The 25,779-nt window shown below is 73.0% G+C and carries 25 protein-coding genes; 13 read left to right on the top strand and 12 right to left on the bottom strand.

All coding sequences use genetic code 11. The annotated features are described in order from the left end of the window. Window positions 1-91: 91 nt before the first annotated feature. Entirely contained in the window at window positions 92-1,528 is a 1,437-nt protein-coding gene (locus IEY30_RS14865; RefSeq protein WP_081920501.1) for an MBL fold metallo-hydrolase RNA specificity domain-containing protein, read from the top strand. 89 nt (window positions 1,529-1,617) lie between these two features. Next, complete coding sequence (locus tag IEY30_RS14870) at window positions 1,618-1,827, top strand: DUF1918 domain-containing protein (RefSeq protein WP_030198883.1); 210 nt, start codon at window positions 1,618-1,620, stop codon at window positions 1,825-1,827. Here the strand turns inward: IEY30_RS14870 and hutI are convergent, their stop codons facing one another. The 3 genes from hutI to IEY30_RS14885 are packed head-to-tail and all read right to left on the bottom strand — an operon-like array spanning window position 1,828 to window position 5,671. Beyond that, the gene (hutI, locus tag IEY30_RS14875) at window positions 1,828-3,069 is read right to left on the bottom strand and encodes an imidazolonepropionase (RefSeq protein ID WP_229675019.1); all 1,242 of its coding nucleotides are present in this window, start codon (window positions 3,067-3,069) and stop codon (window positions 1,828-1,830) included. Between the two features lie 8 nt (window positions 3,070-3,077). Continuing rightward, entirely contained in the window at window positions 3,078-4,412 is a 1,335-nt protein-coding gene (locus IEY30_RS14880; RefSeq protein ID WP_030198878.1) for a formimidoylglutamate deiminase, read from the bottom strand. Next, window positions 4,409-5,671: an allantoate amidohydrolase gene (locus IEY30_RS14885; protein ID WP_030198875.1), complete on the bottom strand. Its 1,263-nt coding sequence runs from the start codon at window positions 5,669-5,671 to the stop codon at window positions 4,409-4,411. Before IEY30_RS14885 ends, IEY30_RS14880 begins: the two co-directional genes overlap by 4 nt. A 53-nt stretch (window positions 5,672-5,724) precedes the next feature. Between IEY30_RS14885 and IEY30_RS14890 the strand changes: the two genes are divergently transcribed. Further along, complete coding sequence (locus IEY30_RS14890; protein ID WP_030198873.1) at window positions 5,725-6,249, top strand: aminoacyl-tRNA deacylase; 525 nt, start codon at window positions 5,725-5,727, stop codon at window positions 6,247-6,249. A 154-nt stretch (window positions 6,250-6,403) separates the two neighbouring features. Beyond that, complete coding sequence (locus IEY30_RS14895; protein ID WP_030198871.1) at window positions 6,404-6,781, top strand: DUF2256 and DUF3253 domain-containing protein; 378 nt, start codon at window positions 6,404-6,406, stop codon at window positions 6,779-6,781. Between the two features lie 112 nt (window positions 6,782-6,893). On the opposite strand, the gene hutU is transcribed toward IEY30_RS14895, so the two are convergent. Together hutU and hutH are read right to left on the bottom strand one after the other, a co-directional pair. Next, window positions 6,894-8,549 carry a urocanate hydratase gene (gene hutU / locus IEY30_RS14900; RefSeq protein ID WP_030198865.1) on the bottom strand — a complete coding sequence of 552 codons (1,656 nt, stop codon included), beginning with the start codon at window positions 8,547-8,549 and terminating at the stop codon, window positions 6,894-6,896. A gap of 171 nt (window positions 8,550-8,720) precedes the next feature. Further along, a complete protein-coding gene (gene hutH, locus IEY30_RS14905) occupies window positions 8,721-10,310 on the bottom strand; it encodes a histidine ammonia-lyase (protein ID WP_030198863.1) in 1,590 nt (529 codons plus the stop codon). Window positions 10,311-10,411: 101 nt separating this feature from the next. On the opposite strand from hutH, the gene IEY30_RS14910 reads away from it, so the two are divergent. From IEY30_RS14910 to IEY30_RS14945, 8 genes are all read left to right on the top strand, one after another. Further along, window positions 10,412-11,182: an IclR family transcriptional regulator gene (locus IEY30_RS14910; protein WP_030198860.1), complete on the top strand. Its 771-nt coding sequence runs from the start codon at window positions 10,412-10,414 to the stop codon at window positions 11,180-11,182. A gap of 37 nt (window positions 11,183-11,219) precedes the next feature. Next, complete coding sequence (locus IEY30_RS14915; protein ID WP_030198857.1) at window positions 11,220-11,936, top strand: Type 1 glutamine amidotransferase-like domain-containing protein; 717 nt, start codon at window positions 11,220-11,222, stop codon at window positions 11,934-11,936. Between the two features lie 10 nt (window positions 11,937-11,946). Then, on the top strand, window positions 11,947-12,930 hold the full coding sequence (locus tag IEY30_RS14920; RefSeq protein ID WP_030198854.1) for an NAD(P)H-quinone oxidoreductase: 984 nt from the start codon (window positions 11,947-11,949) through the stop codon (window positions 12,928-12,930). A gap of 173 nt (window positions 12,931-13,103) precedes the next feature. Continuing rightward, window positions 13,104-13,715 (top strand): hypothetical protein, encoded by a 612-nt coding sequence (locus IEY30_RS14925; RefSeq protein ID WP_030198852.1) that lies wholly within the window; start codon window positions 13,104-13,106, stop codon window positions 13,713-13,715. Between the two features lie 86 nt (window positions 13,716-13,801). After that, a complete protein-coding gene (locus IEY30_RS14930; protein WP_030198850.1) occupies window positions 13,802-14,419 on the top strand; it encodes a PadR family transcriptional regulator in 618 nt (205 codons plus the stop codon). Beyond that, on the top strand, window positions 14,416-15,153 hold the full coding sequence (locus tag IEY30_RS14935; RefSeq protein WP_030198844.1) for an ABC transporter ATP-binding protein: 738 nt from the start codon (window positions 14,416-14,418) through the stop codon (window positions 15,151-15,153). Before IEY30_RS14930 ends, IEY30_RS14935 begins: the two co-directional genes overlap by 4 nt. A 1-nt stretch (window position 15,154) precedes the next feature. After that, the gene (locus IEY30_RS14940) at window positions 15,155-18,040 is read left to right on the top strand and encodes an ABC transporter permease (protein ID WP_030198842.1); all 2,886 of its coding nucleotides are present in this window, start codon (window positions 15,155-15,157) and stop codon (window positions 18,038-18,040) included. 99 nt (window positions 18,041-18,139) lie between these two features. Then, window positions 18,140-18,772, top strand: coding sequence for a proteasome activator (locus IEY30_RS14945; protein ID WP_043416893.1), 633 nt, complete (start codon window positions 18,140-18,142; stop codon window positions 18,770-18,772). Window positions 18,773-18,812: 40 nt separating this feature from the next. Here the strand turns inward: IEY30_RS14945 and IEY30_RS14950 are convergent, their stop codons facing one another. Both IEY30_RS14950 and IEY30_RS14955 read right to left on the bottom strand, forming a co-directional pair. After that, window positions 18,813-19,496, bottom strand: coding sequence for a histidine phosphatase family protein (locus IEY30_RS14950; protein WP_030198834.1), 684 nt, complete (start codon window positions 19,494-19,496; stop codon window positions 18,813-18,815). Between the two features lie 9 nt (window positions 19,497-19,505). Continuing rightward, a complete protein-coding gene (locus IEY30_RS14955) occupies window positions 19,506-19,718 on the bottom strand; it encodes a hypothetical protein (protein WP_030198831.1) in 213 nt (70 codons plus the stop codon). A gap of 106 nt (window positions 19,719-19,824) precedes the next feature. On the opposite strand from IEY30_RS14955, the gene IEY30_RS14960 reads away from it, so the two are divergent. After that, a complete protein-coding gene (locus IEY30_RS14960; protein WP_229675020.1) occupies window positions 19,825-21,516 on the top strand; it encodes a metallophosphoesterase family protein in 1,692 nt (563 codons plus the stop codon). A 17-nt stretch (window positions 21,517-21,533) separates the two neighbouring features. Here the strand turns inward: IEY30_RS14960 and IEY30_RS14965 are convergent, their stop codons facing one another. The 5 genes from IEY30_RS14965 to IEY30_RS14985 form a co-directional block, all read right to left on the bottom strand. Further along, window positions 21,534-23,297 carry an AMP-binding protein gene (locus IEY30_RS14965; RefSeq protein WP_030198823.1) on the bottom strand — a complete coding sequence of 588 codons (1,764 nt, stop codon included), beginning with the start codon at window positions 23,295-23,297 and terminating at the stop codon, window positions 21,534-21,536. A gap of 50 nt (window positions 23,298-23,347) precedes the next feature. Then, on the bottom strand, window positions 23,348-24,052 hold the full coding sequence (locus IEY30_RS14970; RefSeq protein ID WP_043416847.1) for a PH domain-containing protein: 705 nt from the start codon (window positions 24,050-24,052) through the stop codon (window positions 23,348-23,350). Between the two features lie 176 nt (window positions 24,053-24,228). Next, complete coding sequence (locus IEY30_RS14975; RefSeq protein WP_030198812.1) at window positions 24,229-24,900, bottom strand: GAP family protein; 672 nt, start codon at window positions 24,898-24,900, stop codon at window positions 24,229-24,231. A gap of 7 nt (window positions 24,901-24,907) precedes the next feature. Further along, on the bottom strand, window positions 24,908-25,291 hold the full coding sequence (locus IEY30_RS14980; RefSeq protein WP_229675021.1) for an SHOCT domain-containing protein: 384 nt from the start codon (window positions 25,289-25,291) through the stop codon (window positions 24,908-24,910). Next, a complete protein-coding gene (locus tag IEY30_RS14985) occupies window positions 25,288-25,746 on the bottom strand; it encodes a DUF6325 family protein (protein WP_156035303.1) in 459 nt (152 codons plus the stop codon). The genes IEY30_RS14980 and IEY30_RS14985 overlap by 4 nt, the downstream gene beginning before the upstream one ends. Window positions 25,747-25,779 lie beyond the last annotated feature (33 nt).

Below are 25,779 nucleotides of genomic sequence, written 5' to 3' on the forward strand. Positions count from 1 at the left end.
CGAGAGGATGCCCTGTCTCGATCGTCACGCCGTGAACCCCGCCCGGCGCCCACCCGCTCGGAGGACGATGGAGGTGGACCGAGGAGTGGCCATGGACCGTCACGAACGACCTGCGAGACCTGCGACGCCGGCGAGGGCGGCACGCTCCGGACCGGCTCCGGCCCTGACGTTCCTCGGGGCGGCCGGCACCGTCACGGGCAGCAAGTTCCTGCTCGAGGGCGAGGGCGCGAGGCTCATGGTCGACTGCGGCCTCTACCAGGGCGAGCGGCGCTGGCGGGCGCTCAACTGGGAGGCCCCGCCCGTCGACCCGGCGTCGGTCGACGCCGTCGCCCTGAGCCATGCCCACCTCGACCACTGCGGCTACCTCCCCGCGCTCGTCCGGGGCGGCTTCGCCGGCCCGGTCCACGCGACGGCCGGGACCGCAGCACTGGCGGCGGTCATCCTGCGCGACAGCGCGCACCTGCAGGAGGATGAGGCCGAGGGTGCGCGGCGCGGTGGCTGGTCCAAGCACGACCCGCCCCTCCCGCTCTACACCGTGGCCGACGCCGACGAGGCCATCGCCGCCCTGCGTCCCGTGGGCGACGCGGTGGTACGCGTGGGGTCGGCGGGCGCCACGACGGTGACCTTCGTGCCGGCCGGGCACATCCTCGGCTCCTCGAGCGTGCTCGTGGAGATGGGTGAGGCGAGCGTGCTCTTCTCCGGCGACCTCGGACGGCCGGACCACCCGGTCCTGCGGCCGCGGGCCCGCCCGCCGGCGGCGCGCACCGTCGTCGTCGAGTCGACGTACGGCGACCGCACCCATCCCGAGGTCGACCCCGAGCACCGCGTCATGGCCGACGCGATCCGGCGCACCATCCGGCGCGGCGGCAGCGTCGTCGTGCCGGCCTTCGCCGTCGACCGCACCGAGATCGTGCTGCTCGCCATCGCCGACCTCGTCGAGTCGGGCTCCATCCCCGACGTGCCCATCTGGGTCGACAGCCCGATGGCTCTCGCCGCGCTCGAGATCTACCGTGACCCCGCGCACGCGGGGGAGGTCCGTCCCGAGGCCCTCGAGCGGCTGCGCCGGCTGTCCGGGCTGCGCGAGGCGCACAGCGCCGAGGAGTCGATGCGGCTCAACACCCCGGGCACCCCGTGCATCATCGTGTCGGCGTCCGGCATGGCCACCGGCGGCCGGGTCGTGCACCACCTGCGCCACCTGCTCCCCCAGGCGCGCAACACCGTGCTCCTCACCGGCTACCAGGCCATCGGCACCCGCGGCCGCGACCTGCAGGAGGGGGTCCGCGAGCTGAAGATGTCCGGGCACTACGTGCCGGTGCGCGCCGAGGTCGTGACGCTCGACGAGTTCTCGGTTCACGCCGACGCCGACGAGCTGCTCACCTGGATCGGCGAGATGCCGCAACCGCCGGAGAGCGTCCACGTCGTCCACGGGGAGCCGGCGGCCGCACGGGCGCTGGCGGACGGCATACGCGATCGGTTCGACTGTGCCGTCTCGGTGCCCCGCTACTGCGAGCGGGTGCTGCTCGACTGAGGTCGGTCGGTCGCGGCCCGCGAAGTCCTTCCGGAGCGGGTCCGGAGGTGGTGTCCTAGGAGGGGATCCCCAGCGCGAGGAGGTGTGCCATGGAGGCACGGGTCGGTGACCGCATCACGATGGCCGCGGAGCACGTCGGTCAGAGCACGCGCGAGGGGGTCATCCGCGAGGTCAAGGGCGCGGGCGGCGCGCCTCCCTACGTCGTCGAGTGGGCCGACGGGCACACCGGCCTCATCCACCCGGGACCCGGCTCGGTGCTGCGCTGCGAGCACCCCGACGACGAGCCCGCGACCAGCTAGTCAGAGGTCGAGCGCGCGCACGATCGGCACCCCGGCGCGGTAGGCGAGGTGCAGGTGGCTCGGCGCGTCGAGCACGGTCAGCTCGGCCGGCTGCCCCGGCGCGACTCGTCGGTCGAGACCGAGCGAACGGGCCGACACGGCCGTGGCCGCGTGCAGCGCCTCGGCCGGCGTCATCCCCATCTCGCGGACCGCGAGGGCGATGGCGAGCGGGATCGACGAGGAGTAGCACGTTCCGGGGTTGCAGTCGCTCGCCAGCGCGACGTCGACGCCCGCGTCGATGAGGGCCCGCGCGTCGGGGTAGGGCGAGCGCGTCGAGAACTCGACCCCGGGCAGCAGCGTCGCGACCGTCGTCCCGCGCGCGGCGACGAGGGCCTCGACGTCGGCGGCGTCGAGGAAGGTGCAGTGGTCGACGCTGCGCGCACCGAGCTCGCAGGCGAGGCGGACCCCCGGTCCGTGGCCCAGCTGGTTGCCGTGGACGCGAAGGGACAGGCCCGCGGCCCGGCCGGCCTCGAGGATCGTGCGGGCCTCGTCGCCGTCGAAGGCGTGCGCGGAGTGCGGCTCGCAGAAGACGTCGATGCTCTCGGCGAGCGCGGTAGGCCCGTCCGCGACGACCGCGTCGAGCATCGGGCCGGTCACGAGGTCGACGTAGGCCGCCCGCCGCGTCGCGTACTCGCGCGGCACGACGTGCGCGCCGAGGAAGGTCGTGTGCGGGGTGAGCTCGCGGGCGATGCGCAGGCTGCGCAGCTCGTCCTCGAGGGTCAGGCCGTAGCCGCTCTTGATCTCGACGGTCGTCGTGCCCTGGGCGCGCATCTCGGCGACGCGGCCCGCGACGAGGGCGCGCAGCTCGTCGTCGCTCGCGGCGCGGGTGGCCGCGACCGAGACGGCGATGCCCCCGCCGTCGTACGGCGTGCCGGTCATGCGCGCGGCGAACTCCGCCGAGCGGTCGCCGGCGAAGACGAGGTGCGAGTGCGAGTCGACGAAGCCGGGGATGACCGCGCGTCTCCCCAGGTCGCGCCGCTCGTCGGCGTCGGGTGCCTCGGCGGCGGGGCCGACCCACTCGATCCGCGCGTCCGCGCCGGACCCGCTGACGATCACCGCGGCGTCGCGGACGATGCCGAGCAGGGCGTCACCCGGGTCGGTCTGGCCCTCGCCCCGGGCCGCGTCGTTCGTCGTCAGCTCGGCGATGCCGGTGAGGAGCAGGGTCGTGCCGGCACCCGCACCGGCATTCACTCCGTCACTCACACCGTCACTCACACCGGGACCCCGCCGGCGACGCGGTCGATGGCGGCGCCGAGCAGACGGCCCACGTCACCGATCCGGTGGTGGCCGTCGCTGACGACGACGTCACCTCCGACGACGACGGTCGAGACGTCGGAGGCCACGCACGCGTAGATGATCTGGTCGTAGGCGGCGCCGGCGGTGTTGACCGTGTCCGTGCGCACCGTGACGAAGTCGGCGAGCGCGCCCTTGCTCAGGTGACCACCGTCGGACCAGCCGAGGGAGCGGTAGCCGTTGAACGAGGCCGCGAGGAGCAGGTCGTTGGCCGAGAAGCGGTCGCGCTCGTTGGTGATGAGCCGCTCGTGCATCTCGAGACCGCGCAGCTCCTCGAAGGGGTCGATGATGACGTGCTGGTCAGAGCCCAGCGAGAGCGGGCTGCCGGCGTCGTGCAGGGCCCGGGCCGGCCCGATGCCGTCGGCGAGGTCGCGCTCGGTCGTCGGGCAGAAGCAGGCGCCGGTGCCGGTGCCGCCGAGCAGCTCGATGTCGCGGTCCTCGAGGTGCGTGGCGTGCACGGCGGTCGAGTGCGCGCCGAGCGCGCCGGCCTCGTCGAGCAGCTGGGTCGGGCTCGCGCCGTAGAACATCTGGCAGGCGAGGTTCTCGCCGTGCTGCTCGGAGAGGTGGACGTGCAGCGGCAGGTCGCCCGCGGCCTCGACGACCCGGGGCAGGTCCTCGCGCTTGACCGCGCGCACCGAGTGGATGGCCGCGCCGAGGCGCACACGGTCCGTCTCGTGCCGGCGCGAGGACATGCGCTCGGCCCACGCGTCGACGGTGCCGTCGCTGAACCGGAGCTGGCCGGGGTGCAGCTCGACGTGGCCGCCGCCGTTGAGGCCGCCCTCGAGGTAGCACGTGTCGAGCAGCGTCAGCCGGATGCCGGCCTCGTCGGCCGCCTGGCGCACCGCGAGTCCCATGGCGTTGGGGTCGCGGTAGGGCTGGCCGCCGGGACGGTGGTGGACGTAGTGGAACTCCCCCACCACGGTGATGCCGGCCTGCACCATCTCGGCGAAGACGGCCCGCGCCAGCGCGAAGTACGTGTCGGGGTTGAGCTGCTCGGCCGCGGCGTACATCTGCTCGCGCCAGCTCCAGAAGTTGCCGCCGCCGCCGTTGACGCGCCCGCGCAGGGCACGGTGGAAGGCGTGGCTGTGGGCGTTGGCCATGCCGGGCAGGGTCACGCCGGCGAGACGGATGTCGTCGGGCTCGGGGTCGGCGTCGACGAGGACGTCCTTGAGCAGGCCGTCCTGCGTCACGAGGCGCACCCGTCGCGCCAATCCTCCTGTGAGCCAAGCGCTCTCGCACCAGAAAGCAGTCATCGGGCCACGCTCATCGACTCGGGGTCCTTCCCTGTGCACAGCTCGGTCACGACGGCGGTGAGGGCCGTGACCCCATGGTGGCAGTCCTCGGTGCTCGCGGACTCGCTGGGTGAGTGTGAAACACCTGTGGGGTTGCGCACGAAGAGCATCGCGCTCGGCACGCCGTGCGTGGCGAGGATGCCCGCGTCGTGCCCGGCGCCCGTGCCGAGCAGCGGCGCGTCGGGGAGTATGCCGTGCAGCCGCTCCACGAGTCGCGCGTCGAACGTCGTCGTCGGGGTCCACGACTCCTCGGTCGTCGTCGCGCCGGCACGGGCGGCCTCGGACGAGACGGCCTCGACCAACGAGCGGACGACGTGCTCGCTGCTGCCACGGGCGTCGAGCCAGGCCGTGACGTGGCTGGGGATGGCGTTGACGCCGCCCGGGACGACGTCGACCTTGCCCACGGTGGCCACGCAGCCGAGCCCGACGGCATACGACCGCGCGGCCTGGATGACGTCGGCGAGGCCGATCATCGCGTCCCGGCGGTCGGCGATGCGCGTCGTGCCGGCGTGGTTGGCCTCGCCGGGGATGTCGACGCGCCAGCGGCCGTGCGGCCAGATGTCGGTGCCGATGGCCACCGCGCGGGTCGGGTCGGTGAGGTCGTCGCCGCCGTCGGGGGCGAGGGCCAGGGCCTTGCCCTGCTCGACGTGCAGCTCGACGAAGCGGCCGATGCGGCGCACCGTCTCGTCGTCGCGGCCGAGCGTCTCGGGGTCCCGGCCGGCGCTGCGCCAGGCCTCAGCCATGCTGACGCCGTCCGCGTCGGTGAGCGCCCGGGCACGGTCGGCGTCGAGGGCGCCGGTGATGATCCGCGACCCGGCGCAGGCGATGCCGAAGCGGGCGCCCTCCTCGTCGACGAAGTTGACGACTCCGAGCGGCACGTCGGGCTGCACCCCGGCCTCGCGCAGCGCGTCGACCGTGGCGAGGGCGCTGACGACACCGAGGGGGCCGTCGAAGGCGCCGCCGTCGGGGACGGAGTCGAGGTGCGAGCCGATGACGACCCCGGGCGTGGTGTCGGGGTCACCCCACCAGGCCCACTGGTTGCCGGCGCGGTCCTCGACGAGGTCGAGACCGCGGGCCGCGCACTCGGCGGCGAACCACTCCCGCAGGTCGTGGTCGGTCCGGGTCCATGCGAAGCGGCGGTAGCCACCCGTCGCGGCGTCACGACCGAGGGGCTCGAGGTCGGCCCACATCCGGTCGAAGGTCGTCGTCACCTCGATCACCACTCCTCGCAACGCCGGCGTCTGCCCCCGGCTCCGTAACTAGGCTCTGCTCCATGGACCCTGACCGCGATGACACGGCCGAGCGTAGTGACTCCGACACCCCGCGGACGCCCGCGGTCGATGCCGTTCTCGCGGCCGGCATCGAGCACACCGTGACCCGGCACGGCCGCGTCTCGAGCCTCGAGGAGGCGGCGGCCGCCCGCGGCATCGAGCCGCGCGACCTCATCAAGACCCTCGTCGTGCGCCGCGCCGAGGACGACCACGTCTTCGTCCTCGTACCCGGTGACCGCACGTTCTCGTGGGCCAAGGTGCGCGCGCTGCTCGGCACGAGCCGCATCTCGATGCCCGACGCCGACGCCGCCAAGGCCGTGACGGGCTACGAGCGCGGCACGATCACGCCGTTCGGCTCGGCCACCCGGCTGCCGGTCATCGCCGACAGCCACCTCGTGGGCCGTCGCATCTCGATCGGCGGCGGCGCTCACGGGGTGGGCCTCACGGTGCGGGGCGACGACGTCATCCGCCTCTTCGAGGCGACCGTCGCCGACATCTCCGACGAGGAGACCCGCAAAACCCCCTGAGCACGAGCACCCCACCCCCTCACCCGTCGAGAGGCCACTTCTTGCGGGTCCCGTCCCGTCGAGAGGCCAATCTTCGCGGGTCCGGCACCGTCGAGAGGCCACGGTTTGCCCCTCGTGGCGCGTCGAGAGGTCAGGATGCCGGACACTGGTCACCATGTCCCGCACCCCGCTGCCCACCAAACCGTGCGCCCGCTGCGGCCGCACCATCACGTGGCGCAAGGCCTGGGAGCGTGACTGGGCAACCGTGCGCTGGTGCTCCGACAACTGCCGAAAGCGCGGCCTGACCCCCGTCGACATCGAGCTCGAGGACGCCCTGGCCAAGCTCGTCAGGGCGCACGCCGCCTCGGCCACCGTCGACCCGGCCGATGCGGCCCGGGCTGTCGGGGGCGCCGAGTGGGAGACCCTCGTCGAGCCCGCCCGCAACGCGGCCCGACGGCTCGTCGCCGCCGGGCGCGCCCAGATCGTCCAGGGCGGTCGGGTCATCGACCCCGACCACGCGAAGGGCCCGATCACGGTGCGCCGCCCCCGCTGAGCGCTGCACCCGAGCCCTCCCGGCGTCCCCCGGTTCGATGTGTCCGCGCGGCCCAGAGGCCGCGGCAACACATCGAAGGCGGAGACGGGAGCGCTGAACGGCATACGGCCTCTCAGCCCTCCTGCATCGGGATGCGGACGCCGCGCTCGTGCGCGACCCGGTCGGCGATGTCGTAGCCCGCGTCGACGTGACGGATGACGCCCATGCCGGGGTCGTTGGTCAGCACGCGCGCGAGCTTCTGCGCCGCGAGGTCGGTGCCGTCGGCGAGGGAGACCTGGCCGGCATGCAGGCTGCGGCCGATACCGACGCCGCCGCCGTGGTGGATCGAGACCCAGCTCGCGCCCGAGCTCGTGTTGACGAGGGCGTTGAGCAGCGGCCAGTCGGCGATCGCGTCGGAGCCGTCGGCCATGGCCTCGGTCTCGCGGTACGGGCTCGCGACCGAGCCCGAGTCGAGGTGGTCGCGGCCGATGACGATCGGGGCGCTCACCTCGCCGGTGCGGACGAGCTCGTTGAACGCGAGCCCGGCCTTGTCGCGCTCGCCGTAGCCGAGCCAGCAGATGCGGGCAGGCAGGCCCTGGAAGGCGATCCGGTCCTGAGCGCCGCGGATCCACTTGTGCAGGCGGTCGTTGTCGGGGAAGAGATCGAGCACGGCCTTGTCGGTCGCGGCGATGTCGCGCGGGTCGCCCGAGAGCGCGGCCCAGCGGAACGGGCCCTTGCCCTCGCAGAAGAGCGGACGGATGTAGGCGGGCACGAAGCCGGGGAACTCGAACGCCCGGTCGTAGCCGCCCTGCCGGGCCTCGTCGCGGATCGAGTTGCCGTAGTCGAAGACCTCGGCGCCGGCGTCCTGGAACTCGACCATCGCCTTGACGTGCTTGGCCATCGAGGCGCGGGCGCGGTCGGTGAAGTCCTCGGGCTTCTTCTCGGCATACTCGGCCCAGTCCTCGAGCGCGACACCCTCGGGGAGGTAGCTGAGCGGGTCGTGCGCCGAGGTCTGGTCGGTGACGATGTCGATCTCGACGCCGCGGCGGAGCAGCTCGGGGAAGATCTCGGCCGCGTTGCCGACGACGCCCACGGACCAGCCGCGACGCTCGCGCTTGGCGGCGAGCGCCTTGTCGATGGCGTCGTCGAGGTCCTTGGCGACCTCGTCCAGGTAGCGGTGCTCGACGCGGCGGTGCAGCCGGGCCGGGTCGACGTCGACGATGAGGCAGGCACCGTCGTTCATCGTGACGGCGAGCGGCTGCGCGCCGCCCATGCCGCCGCAGCCACCGGTCAGGGTGAGCGTGCCGGCGAGGGTGCCGCCGAAGCGCTTCTCGGCGACGGCGGCGAACGTCTCGTAGGTGCCCTGGACGATGCCCTGGGTGCCGATGTAGATCCACGACCCGGCCGTCATCTGGCCGTACATCGTCAACCCGAGGTGCTCGAGGCGACGGAACTCCGGCCACGTGGCCCAGTCACCGACGAGGTTGGAGTTGGCGATGAGCACGCGCGGCGCCCACTCGTGGGTCTGCATGACGCCGACGGGGCGGCCGCTCTGGACGAGCATCGTCTCGTCCTGCTTCAGCGTCGTCAGCGTGCGCACCATGGCGTCGAACGACTTCCAGTCGCGGGCTGCCCGGCCGGTGCCGCCGTAGACGACGAGGTCGTCGGGGCGCTCGGCCACCTCGGGGTCGAGGTTGTTCATGAGCATCCGCAGCGGGGCCTCGGTGGCCCACGACTGCGCGGTCAGCTGCGTGCCGCGAGCCGCGCGGACGGGTCGTGCACCTTCCATGTCACTCTCCTTCGAGCGGGAAATTCGTTGGTATGCCGTGTGGTCCACCCGTCGAAAGGCCATCTTTTGCGGGTGTGTGACGGTCGAGAGGCCAATCCGATTCGCGATCTTTGGCCACTCGACTGCGCTCCATCCGCAAACTTTGGCCTTTCGACGGTTGGGGTGGGTGGGTCAGCGGAGGGGGCCGGTGACGGACTCGGCGGCGGCGAGGACGACGCCGTCGGTCACGGCCGCGCAGGCGCCCTCGATGTCGGGCGCGAGGAAGCGGTCGGGGCCGGGTGCGACGTTCGTGCGGGCGGCCAGCGCGGCGACGACGGCGCCGGTCGCCGGGGCCGGCTCGAGCGGTGCCCGCAGCTGGATGCCGCGCGCGGCCGTCAGCACCTCGATGGCGAGGACGCGGCCGAGGGCGTCGACGGACCGGCGCAGCTTGCGGGCCCCGGACCAGCCCATCGACACGTGGTCCTCCTGCATGGCCGAGCTAGGGATCGAGTCGACGGACGCGGGCACGGCGAGGCGCTTCATCTCCGAGACCATGGCGGCCTGGGTGTACTGCGCGATCATCAGGCCCGAGTCGACGCCGGGGTCGTCGGCGAGGAACGGCGGCAGGCCGTGGTTGCGCGACTGGTCGAGGAAGCGGTCGGTGCGGCGCTCGGCCATCGAGGCGACGTCGGCCGCGACGATGGCGAGGAAGTCGAGGACGTAGGCGACCGGGGCACCGTGGAAGTTGCCGTTGGACTCGACGCGGCCGTCGGGCGTGACGACGGGGTTGTCGACGGCGGAGGCGAGCTCGGCCGCGGCGACGCGGGCCGCGTGCTCGACGGTGTCGCGGGCGCCGCCGTGCACCTGGGGCGCGCAGCGCAGGGAGTAGGCGTCCTGGACGCGGGTGCACTCCTCGGTGCGGTGGGACTCGCGCATCGGCGAGCTCGCCATGACGGCAAGGATGTTCGCGGCCGACGCGCCCTGTCCCACTTGGGGCCGCAGGGCGTGCAGGTCGGCGGCGAAGACGTCGTCGGTGCCGAGCAGGCCCTCGACGCTCATGGCCGCGGAAACGTCGGCGACCTTGAGCAGGTGGCGCAGGTCGTGGATGGCGAGGACGAGCATGCCGAGCATGCCGTCGGTGCCGTTGATGAGGGCCAGGCCCTCCTTCTCGGCGAGGACGACGGGCTCGATCCCGTTGTCGCGCAGGGCGGTCGCGGCATCCGTGAGGGTGCCGTCGGCGAGACGCACCGGCCCCTCGCCCATGACGGCGAGCGCGCAGTGCGAGAGCGGGGCGAGGTCGCCGGAGCAGCCGAGCGAGCCGTACTCGTGCACGACCGGGGTGATCCCGGCACTGAGCAGGGCGGCATACGCCCTCGCGGTCTCGAGGCGGACGCCGGTGCGCCCGGTGGCGAGCGTCGAGAGGCGCAGCAGCATGAGCGCGCGCACCACCTCGCGCTCGACCTCGGGGCCGGCGCCGGCCGCGTGGGAGCGCACGAGCGAGCGCTGCAGCTGGGCGCGCAGGGCCGTCGGGATGTGGCGGGTCGCGAGGGCGCCGAAGCCGGTCGACACGCCGTAGTGCGGCACGGTGTCGTGCGCGAGGTCCTCGATGACCGCGCGGCTGCGCGAGATCTCGGCCTCGGCCTCGGCGGACAGCTCGACGCGAGCGCCGTGGCGGGCGACGGCGACTACCTCGTCGGGCGAGAGCGGTCCGGTGCCGACGGTGACCGTGCCGGCGGAACCGAGGGGGCCGTGGAGGCCGGCGGTGGCGGGTGCTGCGTTCATGGACCCATCGAACCGCCCCCGCGCTGGCGCGACGGCCCGCCAGGGTGGACAATTGTCTCGGATGCGAGACGTCGTCGATCGCGGACAGGAGGTGGCCCCACGTGTCCAACGCCCCGGCCGCCGCCAACGCCCTCGACGTCCTCGAGCACCTCTCCCGCCACGCCGAGCCGGTGCCCGCCGCGTCCATCGCGCGCGACCTGGGCCTGCCCCGCAGCTCGGTCTACCACCTGCTCAAGGTGCTGCACGGGCGCGGCTACGTCACCCACTACGTGGAGGAGCGGCGCTTCGGGCTCGGCCAGGCGGCATACGAGCTCGGCTCCGCCTACCAGCGGCAGGCTCCCCTCGCCCGCGTCGCGAGGGCCGCGATGCGCCGGCTCGTCGACCAGTGCGGGCGCAACGCCCACTTCGCGACGCTCGACGGGCGCGACGTCATCTACCTCCTCGAGGAGCGCGCGCCCGGCCAGCCGATGCTCGTCACCGACGTCGGCGTGCGCCTGCCCGCCCACCTCACCGCGAGCGGGCTCGCCATGCTCTCGGCGCTGCCGGCGACACAGGTGCGCGCGCTCTACCCCGACCGCGCGTCGTTCGTCGAGCGCAGCGGCGGCGGCCCGCGGTCGCTGGGCGAGCTGCGCAGCGTCCTCACCCGGACGCGGACCGACGGCTACGCCCGCGAGGAGGGCACCGTGACGACCGACCTCTCCTCGGTCGCCGTGCCCGTCCTCGACCGCGCGGGACGTCCACTCGCCGCGATCGCCCTGACGCTGCGCACCGCCGACGCCACGACCGAGCACGTGACGGAGCTCGTCGCGCGGGCGCGCCTTGCCGCCGACGACATCGCACGACGCCTGAGCCCCAACGCCGCCCGTCGCTGAGCCCCCGCAGGGGCCCGACCTCTCCTAGGGTGCCGACATGGACGTCCACCTCATCGGCGGCGGCTGGGACGACGACCTCGCCCCCGCGCTCTACGGCGACTTCGTCGAGGCCGCGGCCCGTCGCGCCGACGCCACCCCGCGCATCCTCCTCGTCGTCATGGGCACCGACCCCGAGTCCCGCGAGTACCACGAGAAGTACGTCCACACCCTCGGGCTCGTCGGCGGCCACGAGCTCGTCGTCGAGCGGGTGCCGGAGGGCTCGCCCTTCGACGAGGCCGCGCTCGACGGGGTCGACGGGCTCTTCGTCGGCGGTGGTCCGACGCCGGAGTACCACGCATCCCTCGCGGGTGCCTACGGCCGCATCCGCACGCTCGTCGAGTCGGGTATGCCGTATGCCGGGTTCTCGGCCGGCGCTGCCATCGCGGGCTCCCACGCGGTGATCGGCGGCTGGCGCCTCGACGGTCGAGCCGTCTGCCCGGAGGACAGCAACGAGGACCTCGACGCCGTGGCGGTCGTCGAGGGGATCGGCCTGGTGCCGGGGTCCGTCGACGTCCATGCCGCCCAGTGGGGCAACGTGTCACGGCTCGTCGCCGTCGTGGCGGCGGGGCTGGCGCCGAGCGGCGTCGCCATCGACGAGGGCACCCGTCTCGGACCGGACGGACGGGTCGTGGGTGCCGGTCGGGTGTGGCACGTCACCCCGGACACGTCGGCCCCGGGCGGGGCGCTCCTTCGCGCGGAGGCCGCGGGTCAATAGGCTCGGCCCCATGCGCGCCATCACGATCCCGGAGCCCGGAGACGCCGACAGCCTCGTCCTCGACGAGGTCCCCGACCCCGAGGTGCAGGCCGGGCAGGTGCTCCTCGACGTCGTCGCCGCGGGCGTCAACCGCGCCGACGTGATGCAGCGGCTCGGCCACTACCCGCCCCCGCCCGGTGCGTCGGAGTACCCGGGGCTCGAGGTCAGCGGACGCATCGCGGCGCTCGGCGAGGGCGTCGAGGGCTGGCAGGTCGGTGACGAGGTCTGTGCCCTCATCGACGGCGGTGGCTATGCCGAGCGCGTCGCGGTGCCCGCCGACCAGCTGCTCCCCGTGCCGCGCGGCGTCTCGCTCGTCGACGCTGCCGGGCTGCCCGAGGTGGCGTGCACGGTGTGGTCCAACGTCTTCCTCGTCGCCAACATCCAGCCCGGGCAGGTGCTCCTCGTCCACGGCGGCAGCTCCGGCATCGGCACGATGGCCATCCAGCTCGCCAAGGCCGTCGGCGCCCACGTCGCCGTGACGGCGGGCAACCAGGCCAAGCTCGACGTGTGCCGCGAGCTCGGCGCCGAGTTCCTCGTCAACTACCGCGAGGAGGACTTCGTCGAGCGGGTGCGCGAGCTCACCAAGGGCCACGGCGCCGACGTCATCCTCGACAACATGGGCGCGAAGTACCTCGCCCGCAACGTCGAGGCGCTGGCGATCAACGGGCGGCTCGTGACGATCGGCCTGATGGGCGGTCGCAAGGGCGAGCTCGACATGGGCATGCTGCTCGCCAAGCGCGCGGCCGTCATCGCGACCTCGCTGCGGGCGCGGCCCGCGACGGAGAAGGCGGCGATCGTCGCCGCCGTCCGCGAGCACGTGTGGCCGCTCATCGAGTCCGGCGCCGTGCGACCCGTCATCCACTCGCGCCACCCGCTCGAGCACGCCGCCGAGGCGCACCGCGAGATGGAGGCCTCGGGCCACATCGGCAAGATCCTGCTCACCACCGGACGCTGACCGGACCTCCCGACACTCGACCTTCGCCCCCAGCAGGACGCGAACAGCCCTGTCTCGCGGAACGATCCGGCCGTGTCGGACTCGTCCCGTGACGGGTCGACCGCGACCGGCGTACCGTCGATCGATGGACCACTTCGGCGCGAAGCGGCCCCCGATCCCACGGGAGGTTCACGGTGTTCATCCAGGTCATCCAGGGTCGGTGCACTGACGCCGACGCACTCCACCGGCAGATGGACCGGTGGCGCGAGGAGCTCGAGCCGGGGGCGCAGGGCTGGCTCGGCGGGACGTACGGCATCACCGACGACGGCGAGTTCGTCGGGGTCGTCCGCTTCGACTCGCGCGCCTCGGCGGAGGCCAACTCGGCGCGGCCCGAGCAGGGCGCGTGGTGGCAGGAGGCGGCCCGGCTCTTCGACGGCGAGGCGAGCTTCCACGACTGCGACGACGTGACGATGATGCTCGACGGCGGCAGCGACGACGCCGGCTTCGTCCAGGTCATCCAGGGCCGGCTCAGCGACCCGGAGCGGTTCCGTCACATGATGGAGCGGCCGATGGACATGCTCCACGAGGCGCGTCCCGACATCATCGGTGGCACCGTCGCGATCGACGCGGACGGCTTCTTCACCCAGACGATGGCGTTCCGCACCGAGGCCGAGGCGCGCGAGGGCGAGCACAAGAGCCCGCCGCCGGAGGCCCGCCAGGAGATGGACGAGATGAGCTCGATGATGCAGGACGTCAGCTACCACGACCTGCACCACCCGTGGTTCGCCACGGCCGGCGCGCACTGACCGGGCGTCCTCGCTTGCCAGCCCTCGGCATACTCGGTATACATGTCCTCACCTGAGGGAATACCGAGTATGCAGGGGGTTCGCGAATGTCCGTCAAGCAGGGGTTGCTCGCACTGCTCGCCGAGGAGCCGATGTACGGCGCCCGGCTGCGCAGCGAGTTCGAGGCACGCACCGGCGGCACGTGGCCGCTCAACGTCGGGCAGGTCTACACGACCCTCGCCCGGCTCGAGCGCGACGGTCTCGTCGAGCCGGTCGGCGGCAGCGACGACGAGGGGCGCATCGCCTACCGCCTCACCGAGGCCGGGCGGTCCGAGATCGAGTCGTGGTGGCTCACGCCCGTCGACCGCGACTCGACGCCGCGCGATGAGCTCGTCATCAAGCTCGCCCTCGCCGTCACCTCGCCGGGTGTCGACGTCCAGCGCGTCGTGCAGACCCAGCGCACCGCGACGCTGAAGCACCTGCGCGACCTGACGCGCCTCAAGAGCCGCGCGAGCGACGAGCCCGACGCGCACGACCTCGCCTGGCTGCTCGTCCTCGAGAACCTCCTCTTCGCCGCCGAGGCCGAGGTCCGCTGGCTCGACCACGTGGAGTCCACGCTGGGTCGTATGCCGTCAGCCGCCCTCCGCGGTGCCCGCGCGGCCGACCCGGTGGCTGAGGACGACGCCCCGCGGGCGGCCACCGCGTCGAAGGGCGGCCGGTCATGAGCGCCGCTGTCACCACCGGTCCGGTGCTCGTCCTCGACGACGTCTCGCGCGTCCACGGCGAGGGCGAGACCGAGGTCGTGGCTCTCAGCCACGCGTCGCTGACCGTCGCCCGCGGCGAGCTCGTGGCGGTCATGGGCCCGTCCGGCTCGGGCAAGTCGAGCCTGCTCAACCTCGCCGGCGGACTCGACCGCGCGACGAGCGGCCGGGTCGTCGTCGAGGGTGTGGACGTCTCGTCCCTCGACGCCAAGGGCCTTGCCGCGCTGCGCCGCCGCTCGATCGGCTTCGTCTTCCAGGACCTCAATCTCATCCCGAGCCTGACGGCCGCCGAGAACATCGGCCTGCCCCTCGAGCTCGACGGCTGGTCGGTCCGCCGGGCCCGGTCACAGGCCCTCGACGCGCTCGACCGGCTCAAGCTGCGCGAGCTCGCCGACCGCTACCCCGACCAGATGTCGGGCGGCCAGCAGCAGCGGGTCGCCATCGCCCGCGCCCTCGTCGGCGAGCGCACGCTCGTCCTCGCGGACGAGCCGACCGGGGCCCTCGACTCGCACACGGGCGAGGGCGTGCTCAAGATCCTGCGCCAGCGTTGCGACGCCGGGGCCGCGGGCCTGCTCGTCACGCACGAGGCCCGGCACGCCGCGTGGGCCGACCGGGTGGTCTTCCTGCGCGACGGCATCATCGTCGACGAGACCGGAGCAGCGGCGACCGCGGACTCCCTCCTCGCAGAGGCCCGCTGACGTGGGCGACGCGAACACCACGGCGCCCGCGTCGCGCCTCGCCCGGTGGCGCGCCGGCTGGCGCGTCTCCCTGCGGATGGCCCGCCGCGACGTCCGCCGCCACCGCGGCCGCAGCCTGCTCGTCGTCATCATGGTCGGCCTGCCCGTCCTGCTCCTCACCGCCGGCAGCACGCTGTGGTTCAGCGAGGACCTCGACACCGCAGAGCGACTGCCCCTGCAGCTCGGCCAGACCCAGGGCTACCTCGTCGAGCCGATGGACATGACCATCCATCAGTTCATCGACCCCCGCACGTCCTACGGCAATGGCCCCGACACCGAGACCACGTCGAAGGTGGTTCCGGGCTACGGCCCCGGTCAGGAGACCGCAGCCTTGGCGCGCCTGCTCGGAGCCACCCTCCACCCCGTCACCCTGTCGAGCGGGACCGTGCGAGTCGACAAGGTCTCGGTCCGGGTGGCCGTCCTGGGCGTCGACGCCCCGTCCGCGGCGAGAGTGTTGTCCCCCAAGGTGTCGCTCGCGTCCGGTCGGTGGGCCCGGTCCCCGGACGAGGTCGTCGTGACGGACCTGGGGCTCGCGGCCGGGCTTCCCCGCAGCGGCACCGTGCAGCTGCGCGTCCCGACCCCCGAGGGACGCACGGAGGCCCGCACCGTGACCGTCGTCGGGGTGGGTACCGGCTACGCCTCCTGGGGCGCCGAGGACGCCCACCCGATCGAGCTGATCGGCCAGCCTGCCTCCAGCCCGAACGACCGCCAGTGGCTCGTCGAGCGCGCCACCCCGATCACCTGGCCCGAGATCGAGCGCCTCAACACCTATGGAGTCGGCGTCTACAGCCGGCACGTCGTGGAGCACCCCGACACCATGGTGTTGCCACCGGGCATCACGCTGCCCTCCGACACGAACGCGCTCTTCGTGGTCCTGGCCGCATCCTTCGGCCTGTTGCTCCTCACCACGATGCTCGCGGGACCGGCCTTCGCCGTCAGTGCCTCACGCCAGCGGCACTCGCTCGCGCTGGCCGCCTCGAACGGCGCCACCCGACCACAGCTCCGTCGCACCGTGCTCGGCCAGGCCCTCGTCCTCGGCGTCCTGTCCGCGGTGGTCGGCGCGGTGTCCGGCGTCGTCCTGGGCCTCGCGGCGGCCTCGGTCACCCACGCGATCCGTCCCGACCACTTCTTCGGGCCGCCCCAGGTCTCGTGGTCGTCCGTGCTCATCGTGGCGGCGGCGGGGATCACCAGCTCCGTCGTCGCTGCGCTGATCCCCAGTCGCGGCCTCGGACGGCTCGACATCGTGTCGGTGCTCAAGGGACAGAACGTCTCGGCGCCACTGCGTCGGCGCGTGCCGATCGTCGGCGCGGCGCTCACCGCCATCGGAGTCGGTGCGGTGCTCTTCGCGTCCTACCGCGCGGCCGATGCCTACTTCTACGTCTTCCTCGGCGGGGCTGCCCTGATCGTCGCGGGCTCGCTGCTGATCGTTCCGCTCGTGCTCTCGCTCGTGGCCCGGATCGCGCACCTCCTGCCGCTGCCGACGCGCATGGCCGCCCGGGAGGCCGGACGGCTGCGTGGCCGCGCCACCCCGACGGTGGCCGCCATCATGGGTGGCGCCGCGGTGCTCGCCACCGTGTGCATCGGCCTCCAGGCCGACACCGAGCGCGGAGCCCGCAGCTACACGCCGCAGCTCCTCGAGGGCCAGGGGATCATCAACAGCCCGGACAACGTGTCACGGGAGGACGCGCAGGCGATCGTCCGGGCCGCCGACCCGGCCCTGCTCACCCTGACCCCCCGGTCCCTGATGCCCAGACCGGACGGCACCGCCGTCGCCCTGGCCGCTGTGCAGCCGGGCTGCTCCTTCGCCGAGACGGCGCCGCAGATCGCCTACGACCCGACCACCGCGACGCCTCCCGGCGACACGCTGCCGCGGTGCGCCACCATCGCGAGCGACGCCTACTTCCCCGGGAGCGGTCTCGTGATCGCGGACGCCGGCGACCTCAGCGACTTCGCAGGGCTCGACGACTCGCAGCGTCGCGCCCTCGCGGCCGGCGGCCTCGCAGTGCTCGACCCTGCCGTCGCCCGGACGCTGCCCCGCACCACGCCCCAGTGGCAGCAGGGCACACCCATCGCCAGGCTGAGGCCCCTCGACATCCCCCTCGACGGCGACACCTCCACCTGGTACCGCTACTCGTTCAGGACCGACGACCGGGGCGTCCCTGTCGCGTCGTCCGTCGAGCAGGCACGAGTCAGCTTCCCGGTGGTCAAGCTCGACCATGAGCAGTGGATGCGCCTGCTCGGTGTCGGCTACGGCGGGGTCGGCGCCTTCCTGACCACCTCGGCCGTGGAACGTCTCGACATCCCGATGATGGACAGCCCGACCCTGGTTCGGGGCCCCTCGCCGATCACCGAGGCGCAGGAGCGCGCCGTCCAGGAGGCGGTCCAGACACGCTCGCCCGATGCCGGCTTCACGGTCGAGCGCGGCTACCAGCGGGACGACACCTTCATCCTGGCCATCGTCATCTCGATCATCGCCCTCGTCATCCTGGTGGCGACGCTCATCGCCACCGCACTGGGGCAGGCGGAGGCCGCACCGCTGCTCGGCACCCTCGCCGCCGTGGGAGCGACCCGCCGGACCCGGCGGGCACTCGCCGCCTCGCAGGCCACGTACCTGGCCCTGGTCGGCGCCGTGCTGGGTGTCCTCGTCGGACTGGCCCCGGGCATCGCGATCTCCCGCATCCTCACGACGTCCTACACCGAGGGCGGCGGGAGCGACTTCAGCACCGTCATCATCAGCATCCCGTGGCTGCAGATCCTGGCGCCCGTGCTGCTCGTGCCGCTCGTCGCCGGCGCGCTCGCCTGGGTCTCGATCCGCCGCGCTCCCGTGGTCGTGCGCCGGGCCACCTGACCCGACGGAGCCGGCCACACGGCATACGCCACCAGCCAGGGGTCCGTGCGCCCGACGGGGGGACGCACGGACCCCGACCCGTGCGGCAGGATGGAGCGCATGAGCGACGACGCGAGCCGACCGGACCAGCACCCCGACAGCACCGCGAACGGCGACGAGCCCCGCATCGTCGTCGTGACGCCCGACGGCATGGGTGTCGCCGACCCCTCGGGCGCCGAGCGGCGCCCCGAGCGCGAGGACGGCCACGCCGAGCACCCCCGCGAGGAGCCGCGCGAGCGCACCAACCCGGCCGACCTCGTCGAGGAGCCGGCCAAGGTCATGCGCATCGGCTCGATGATCAAGCAGCTGCTCGAGGAGGTGCGCAACGCTCCCCTCGACGAGGCCGGGCGCCGTCGTCTCGCCGAGGTGCACCACCGGTCCCTCGAGGAGCTCAAGGACGGCCTCGCGCCCGAGCTCGTCGACGAGCTCGACCGCATCGCGCTGCCCTTCCGCGACGACTCCCCGAGCGACGCCGAGCTGCGCATCGCCCAGGCCCAGCTCGTCGGCTGGCTCGAGGGCCTCTTCCACGGCATCCAGACCGCGCTCGTCGCGCAGCAGATGGCCGCGCAGCAGCAGCTCCAGCAGATGCGCGCCCTGCCGCCCGGACCCGGGGCCTCCTACGGCACGCCTCCCGGCATGCAGCCCGGCGAGGGCCACCCGGGCGAGGCAGGGCCCACGGGCCAGTACCTCTAGGACGGACCCGAGGATCGCGTATGCCGCGTGGTGACGGCCGTCAGAGCCAGCTGGCGCGCTCGCGCTCGGTCGGCACGACGCCGGCGTCCCACTGCGTGAAGGGCCGCTCGAGCCTGTAGCGGAAGTCCGGCTGCCGCAGCAGGACGACCGGCTGGGCGTTCTCGGGGTTGTCGAGCGACTCGAAGTACTCGACGCTCCAGTGGAACCACCGCATGCAGAAGAGGCGCATCGTCAGCCCGTGCGTCACGACGACGACGTTGCGCGGCGCGGACGGCGTCTCGAAGTTGCGGTGCATCGACTCGAGGAACGTCGAGACGCGGTCGTAGACGTCCGAGCCGGACTCACCCTCGCGGAAGCGGTAGAAGAAGTGGCCGTAGCGGTCACGCTGCGCCTTCTGCTCGGCGATGTCGGCGGGGTCCTGGAAGTTGGCCCAGTCCTGCTCGCGCAGCCGCGGCTCGACCCGCACGTCCCGGTCGGCGACCGGCAGGGCGAGCGCCTCGAGCGTCTGCCGGGTCCGGACGTACGGCGAGACGTAGACCTCGACGCTCTCCCCGTCGAGCACGTCACGGATCGCGGTCCCGGTCTGCCGAGCCTGCTCGAAACCCTTGGGCGTCAGGCCGATCCGGTGGTCCGGCAGCCGTTCGTAGATCGTGTCGTCGAGGTTGCCCTCGGACTCGCCGTGCCGCACGAGGATGATCCGGTTCGGTCGGTGCTCGAGGCTCACCCGGTCAGACTACGGTCGCGGGTGTCGCACCGGCGTGCCCCGCGGTCGGCCTCTCGCGGCCCACGGCGCCACGACGAGCACGAGCCACGCGAAGCCGACGACATAGCTCGCGACGAGCACCACCGCACCCGTCCACGCACCGAGGACGTGCGGCCCGACGACGAGCAGGACGGCATACGCCGTCACCGACGTGACGACGACGGTCCTGCGACGTGCCCACACGGCGACCCCTCCTCGCTCCGGTGCGCTGATGCCTCCATGCCAGCACGCCGACGTGAACGCGCGGTGCCGTCCCGGTGACGCGTCCGGGTCCGGTTAGGGTGAGGCGATGCGACAGGTGGGGACCCTGCTGGCCCGCGACAGCCCCTGGCTGCGCCGTGGCTCGCACGTCCTCAAGTGGGTCGCGGTGCTCGCCGCCTGCTACCTCGGCGGCGTGGCCGCGACCAACCTCGCGCCGACCGTGGCCGAGACGTCGCAGTACCGCGCCGTGCTGCGCCTCGACCCGGTGCCCCGGCACTCCCCCGTGCTGCACGCCCCGACCATCGTCGGCGACGTCGACGTCCAGTTCGCCTCTCCCTTGGTCGCGCCCGGTCTCGACGTGCAGGTCGCCGTGCGGGAGGAGATCACCAACCTCTTCACCCGCCCGAACGTCGACATCAAGGCGCTGCAGCCGTCGGCCGACGAGATCTCGTCGGCGATCTCCCAGGCCGCGGTCGGTGTCGGCGTGCGCTTCGCCCTCGGCGCGCTGGCCATCGCGGTGCTGCTCGCACTGGCGTCGCACTACGTGCGGCAGCGCACGACCCGCCGCCACCACGTGCTCTTCGTCGCGTCGGCCATGGTCGTCGCGACCGTCGGCACGTTCGGCGGGATCGCCCTGACCTACCAGCCGAGCCGCTTCGCGGAGTACCGGACGAGTGGCGTGCTCGGCGTCGTCCAGCGCAACGCCGGCCTGCTCGCCGACGTCGAGGCGCGGGCCAGCCAGGTCACGCCCTACTTCCGCAACCTGCTGGCCGTGACCCAGGCGCTCCAGCAGAAGTACGTCGCGGGCAACGTCAACGAGCCCGTGTCGGCGCGCTTGCTGCTCGTCTCCGACATCCACGGCGCCAACCAGTACGCCCTGATGAAGACGATCATCGCGGAGGAGGACATCGACGCCGTCATCGACAGCGGCGACCTGGTGAACTTCGGCCGCGTCCAGGAGGGCGACGCCGCCGACCTCTACCGCTCGATCCAGTCGCTCGGGGTGCCCTACATCTTCACGAGCGGCAACCACGACCAGTCCTCGGCGAGCGACCGGGCCCTCGTCGCACGCCTCGGGCGCATCCCCAACGTCGTGCTCCTCGAGGACGCCGCGGGCTCGCTGCGCGAGCTGACCTTCCACGGCCTGCGGATCACCGGCTTCAATGACCCCCGCTACTTCGGCGACGACAACGCCGACCCCACCGCCAAGGCCAAGCCGGCCGCCGACCGCTACAACGCCGCCCTGGCCGACCAGCCGGAGCCGGACCTCGTCGTGACGCACGAGCCGTATGCCGCCGAGCAGGTCGACCGCGCCCGCCTGCTCGTCAACGGGCACATGCACACGCCCGCGATCGAGGGCAACCGGATCCAGGTCGGCACGTTCACGGGCGGTGGCGTCGTGTCGCACTACTCGGAGGGGCCCGGACAGGAGCTCGACGGCCAGCCCTACGCCTTCGACATCGCCCAGTTCGGCACCTCGTGCGAGCTGACCTCGCTGACCCGCTACTCGTTCCGCAACCTGCTCGAGGGGCGGCCCGCCTACGACAGCGTCCAGGTCATCAGCGGCGCCCGGATCGACCCCTACCGGCCTGCGACGACGACCGCGCAGCAGCCGGGCCAGGACAGGCCCGACCCGGCCAAGCGCCTCTGCAGCCGCATCGACGAGACGACGGTGCGCACGCTGCCACTGGCGTCCCAGGACCCTCCGTCGCCGGGCACCACGACGGAGACGAAGCCGACGGCGGCGACGCCGCCGTCGACCTCGACGATCACGCCGTGACGCTCATCCAGTGACGCTCACCCCTTGAGGTCGGGGAACTGGTCGTCGCGCCACTCGTTCTCGGGCTGCGCGCCGCCGGTCGCGTCGAGGTCGTTCTCGCGCCCCCGCAGCTCGACGCGGCGGATCTTGCCCGAGATGGTCTTGGGCAGCTCGTAGAACTCGATGCGCCGCACCCGCTGCCACGGCGCGAGCTTCTCGCGGGCGTGGGCGAGGATCGAGCGCGCGGTGTCCGCGCCGGGCTCGTGGCCGGGCGCGAGGGCGATGTAGGCCTTGGGCACGGAGAGGCGCACGGCGTCGGGTGCGGGCACGACCGCGGCCTCGGCGACGGCCGGGTGCTCGATGAGGACCGACTCGACCTCGAACGGGCTGATCTTGTAGTCGCTCGACTTGAAGACGTCGTCGGTGCGCCCCACGAACGAGATGTAGCCGTCGGCGTCGACCGAGGCGACGTCGCCCGTGTGGTAGAAACCGCCGGCCATCGCGTCCGCGTTGCGCTGCTCGTCACCCTGGTAGCCGGTCATGAGCGGCACGGGGTGCTGCGACAGGTCGAGGCAGATCTCGCCCTCGCGGTTGCCGTCCGGGTCCGCTTGCGTGACAAGGGTGTTGGTGATCGGGTCGACCACGACGACCGGGCAGCCGGGCAGCGGCCGGCCCATCGAGCCGGGCTTGACGGTCGAGCCGGGCGTGTTGCCGACGGCGGCCGTCATCTCGGTCTGGCCGTAGCCGTCGCGGATCGTCAGGCCCCACGCCTTCTCGACCCGCGCGATGACCTCGGGGTTGAGCGGCTCGCCGGCGCCGATGACCTCGCGCAGCGAGCCGGGCCCGGACGACAGGTCGCTGTTGATGAGCATGCGCCACACGGTCGGCGGCGCACAGATCGAGGTGACCTCGTGGGTGTGCAGCACGCGCAGCAGCGCGGCGGGGTCGAAGCGGCTGTAGTTGTAGACGAACGCCGTCGCCTCGGCCGCCCACGGGGCGAAGAACGAGGACCACGCGTGCTTGGCCCAGCCGGGGCTGCTGATGTTGAGGTGGACGTCGCCCGGCTGCAGCCCGATCCAGTACATCGTCGACAGGTGCCCGACGGGGTAGGAGCGCTGGGTGTGCTCGACGAGCTTGGGCCGGCTCGTCGTGCCGGAGGTGAAGTAGAGGAGCATCCGGTCGTCGGGCCCCGTGCCCGGGTGCTCGGTGGGCGGCACCTCCATGGCGTATGCCGTGTCGTGGCGTTCCCAGCCGTCCGTGTCGGTCCCTGCCGGGTCGGCCCCGCCGACGGCGATGCGGACGTAGTCGCCCGGCACGTCGTCGAACTTGTGCACCTCGGAGGCGTTCGTGATGACCGCACGGGCGGCGCCGCGCGTCATCCGGTCCACGAGGTCACCGGGCCCGACGGCGGTCGTCGTCGGCATGACCACCGCGCCCAGCTTGATGACGGCGAGCATCGACTCCCAGAGCTCGACCTGGTTGCCGAGCATGAGCACCACGGAGTCGCCGCGACCGATGCCGAGCGCGGCCAGCCGGGCCGCCACCTGGTTGGAGCGCCGGGCCATCTCGTCCCAGGACCAGGATCGCGAGGACTCGTCCTGCTCGACGATCGTCAGGCAGGGGCGGTCGTTGCCGCGGGCGACGGCGTCGAACCAGTCGACGCCCCAGTTCCAACGGTCCCCGACGTCGGGGAAGGTGAACTCGCGGACGGCGCGGGCGTGGTCACCGCGCAGGGCGAGGAGCTGGTCACGGGCGGCTCGGTAGCTCGCGGTCACACCGGCTTCGTCGACAGGTGAGGTCATGACCCGACGATGCCACACCGGGTCGGGGCCGGGTACGGGGACCCGACAGGTCAGAGCGGCTGGTCGCTGCCGTCGCCGAGGTCGCGCGGGCGGCGCCGCTCCTCGGCGAGCTCGGGCCGGTCGGGACGGCTGCGCGGGATCGCCGTCGTGTCGCCCTCGTGGCCCCCGGTGCCCCGGTAGCCCTCGTCGCCGGCGGCGTAGGCGGGGTCCGATCCCGGTGCGTCCGGCACGCCCAGGCCGCGACCGAGCGTGCGGCGCCGCAGGTCGTCCTCGTCGATGAGGCGGTTGATCAGCTGCTGGACCTCGTTGCTGCGCGGGATGTTCGAGAGGTTCTCGTCGGGGCTGTCGCCGGCCGACTCGATGTGGAGCGATCCGGAGCGGATGAGCCGGTCGAGCACGGTCTGCTGGAAGCTGACGTCGGTGATCTTCGACAGGGTGATGTCCTTGCCGTTCTTCGTCAGGATGCCGCGGCGGACCATGACGCGGTGCGAGGTGATGACGTAGTGCGTCGTGCGCCAGCGCAGGTAGGGCACGACGACGGCGGGGATCGCGACGACGACGAGCACTGCGACGGCGATCCACTGAATGCGGTTACCGGTCTCGTCGTCGGGCGTCACGACGGCGACGGCGATGCAGGCGGCCGCGAGCAGCAGCCCGAAGATCGTCGGCACGACGACGGTGAGCCAGTGCGGGTGCAGGTCGCGCTCGACCTTCTCGCCCTTGGCCAGCACGTTCTCCGGGAAGCCCACGGTCATCCTCCTGTCGTCACGGTCCGGGTGGACCACGAGTACCCGTTCAGCCTAGGGGGAAACGACTCCCCGGGCGCTGTGCGACCCGGCACGACGCGACGTCGCGCCGGACCCCGACGCGGCGCCGCTCTCGGCCCCTTGCGCGGCCCCTCACCAGCCCCTCGCCGGCCCCTCACCAGCGCTCACCGGGCCAGCAGCGACCCGAGCCCGTCGCCCAGCACCTTGGCCCCGAGCACGGTGAAGAGCACGACCATGACCGTGGCGTTGTTGGCGACGAGCCAGAGCTTCGCCCGGTCGAGCGCCGGCGAGACCCGTTCTCGCGCCACGAGATACGCGACGACGGGCCCGACGACGGTGAGCGAGGCGAGCACGACGTAGACGGCGCCCACGACGACCTGCTGACCTGCCGGCAGGCCGCTCGCCGCGATCGTCGTCCCGGCCGCCACGCCCAGTCCGAGGTTCTTCGGGTTGGCACCGGCGAAGAGCGCCCCGAAGCCGACCGCCTTGGCGGCGGTGAAGGAGTCGATGGAGGCCATCCACGCCGGCGGCTCCGGTTCGGTCCCGGGGGCAGGACGCGAGCGCCACTGCCGCAGGGCGAGCAGGAGGAAGAGCACGCCGACGACGATCTTGACCACGTCGCCGACGACCCGGCCGCCGTCCGACCCGCCCAGGCCGCCGAGCGCGGCGACGACGCCCACGACGGCCGACAGGGCGAGCAGCCAGCCGACGAGGAACGCCGAGGCGTTGCGCGCCGCCGACGGCGAGAAGAGCATGAGGATGACGGCGATGACCGGCACCGGGCTGATCGCCACCCCGACGGCGTTGGCCAGCAGGGCACCGATGGTCGCCCCCACGGGCGGCTCAACCCCCCAGGATGCGTGCCTTCTGCTGCGCGAGCTCCTCATCGGTGAGGATGCCCTGCGCATGCAGTGCCGCAAGGCGCTCGAGTGCGGCGATCATGTCGTCGGCCCCCATCGCGGCGGGCGCTGCCGGAGCTGCGGGCGCCGGCGGAGGAGGAGGCGGTGGCGCCTGGGCAGCCAGTGCCTGGGCGACGGCGGCCTGCGTGGCGGCGGCCTGGGCCGCGGCCTCCTGCTGCTGCCGGTAGGCCTCGGCCTCGGCGGCCTGCTGCGCCTTGGCCTGCTGGCCCTGCTGCATCCTGCCGCTCACGGCGTTGGCCGTGCCGGCGACGACGGCCGTGCGGGCGGCGAGCCCCAGCAGGCCGGGCCGTCCCATGCGTCCCCTCATGACCCCTCCTCGTTCGATGCCTTCGACGAGATGGCAGCGAGCGCCGTCTCGATGTCCTCGTGGGGCAGCCGCTCCATGACGAGCAGCTGGCCGTCGAGCTCACGCACCTCGGCGGCGATCTCCGACGCCCACGCGTTCTCCCAGGCGATGACGAGCACCGTCGTGCCCGGGTCCATCTCGGCGGCGATCGCGAGCGCGTCCTCCTCCCCGACGAGGTCGGGCATGACGGTCGGGAAGCCGAGCAGCTCCTCGGCGCCCTCGGGCGACTCGGCGTCGTACATCCGCACGCTGCCGTCGTCGTCCTTGCGGACGAGGAGCACGTCGAGCACCCGGACGGCGCCCCGGTCGACGGCCCGGGCCACGGCATCGCGTATGCCGCCCTGCCGCAGCTCCCCACGGAAGCCGATGACGGCCAGGTCCACTGGTCCGATCGGCGCTGACGTCGCACTCGACATGGGACTCCCCTCCGGGTTCGTGGCGACGTCGTG

Origin of the sequence: Terrabacter tumescens, from assembly GCF_014646815.1 — a bacterium.
GTDB lineage: Bacteria > Actinomycetota > Actinomycetes > Actinomycetales > Dermatophilaceae > Terrabacter > Terrabacter tumescens.

Bases quoted from the DNA above. Each gene is read 5' to 3' on its own strand.
- IEY30_RS14865 (WP_081920501.1), top strand. From the start codon at position 92: ATGGACCGTCACGAACGACCTGCGAGACCTGCGACGCCGGCGAGGGCG.
- IEY30_RS14870 (WP_030198883.1), top strand. From the start codon at position 1,618: ATGGAGGCACGGGTCGGTGACCGCATCACGATGGCCGCGGAGCACGTC.
- IEY30_RS14880 (WP_030198878.1), bottom strand. From the start codon at position 4,412: ATGACTGCTTTCTGGTGCGAGAGCGCTTGGCTCACAGGAGGATTGGCG.
- IEY30_RS14890 (WP_030198873.1), top strand. From the start codon at position 5,725: ATGGACCCTGACCGCGATGACACGGCCGAGCGTAGTGACTCCGACACC.
- IEY30_RS14895 (WP_030198871.1), top strand. From the start codon at position 6,404: ATGTCCCGCACCCCGCTGCCCACCAAACCGTGCGCCCGCTGCGGCCGC.
- hutU (WP_030198865.1), bottom strand. From the start codon at position 8,549: ATGGAAGGTGCACGACCCGTCCGCGCGGCTCGCGGCACGCAGCTGACC.
- hutH (WP_030198863.1), bottom strand. From the start codon at position 10,310: ATGAACGCAGCACCCGCCACCGCCGGCCTCCACGGCCCCCTCGGTTCC.
- IEY30_RS14915 (WP_030198857.1), top strand. From the start codon at position 11,220: ATGGACGTCCACCTCATCGGCGGCGGCTGGGACGACGACCTCGCCCCC.
- IEY30_RS14920 (WP_030198854.1), top strand. From the start codon at position 11,947: ATGCGCGCCATCACGATCCCGGAGCCCGGAGACGCCGACAGCCTCGTC.
- IEY30_RS14930 (WP_030198850.1), top strand. From the start codon at position 13,802: ATGTCCGTCAAGCAGGGGTTGCTCGCACTGCTCGCCGAGGAGCCGATG.
- IEY30_RS14935 (WP_030198844.1), top strand. From the start codon at position 14,416: ATGAGCGCCGCTGTCACCACCGGTCCGGTGCTCGTCCTCGACGACGTC.
- IEY30_RS14945 (WP_043416893.1), top strand. From the start codon at position 18,140: ATGAGCGACGACGCGAGCCGACCGGACCAGCACCCCGACAGCACCGCG.
- IEY30_RS14960 (WP_229675020.1), top strand. From the start codon at position 19,825: ATGCGACAGGTGGGGACCCTGCTGGCCCGCGACAGCCCCTGGCTGCGC.
- IEY30_RS14965 (WP_030198823.1), bottom strand. From the start codon at position 23,297: ATGACCTCACCTGTCGACGAAGCCGGTGTGACCGCGAGCTACCGAGCC.
- IEY30_RS14970 (WP_043416847.1), bottom strand. From the start codon at position 24,052: ATGACCGTGGGCTTCCCGGAGAACGTGCTGGCCAAGGGCGAGAAGGTC.
- IEY30_RS14980 (WP_229675021.1), bottom strand. From the start codon at position 25,291: ATGAGGGGACGCATGGGACGGCCCGGCCTGCTGGGGCTCGCCGCCCGC.
- IEY30_RS14985 (WP_156035303.1), bottom strand. From the start codon at position 25,746: ATGTCGAGTGCGACGTCAGCGCCGATCGGACCAGTGGACCTGGCCGTC.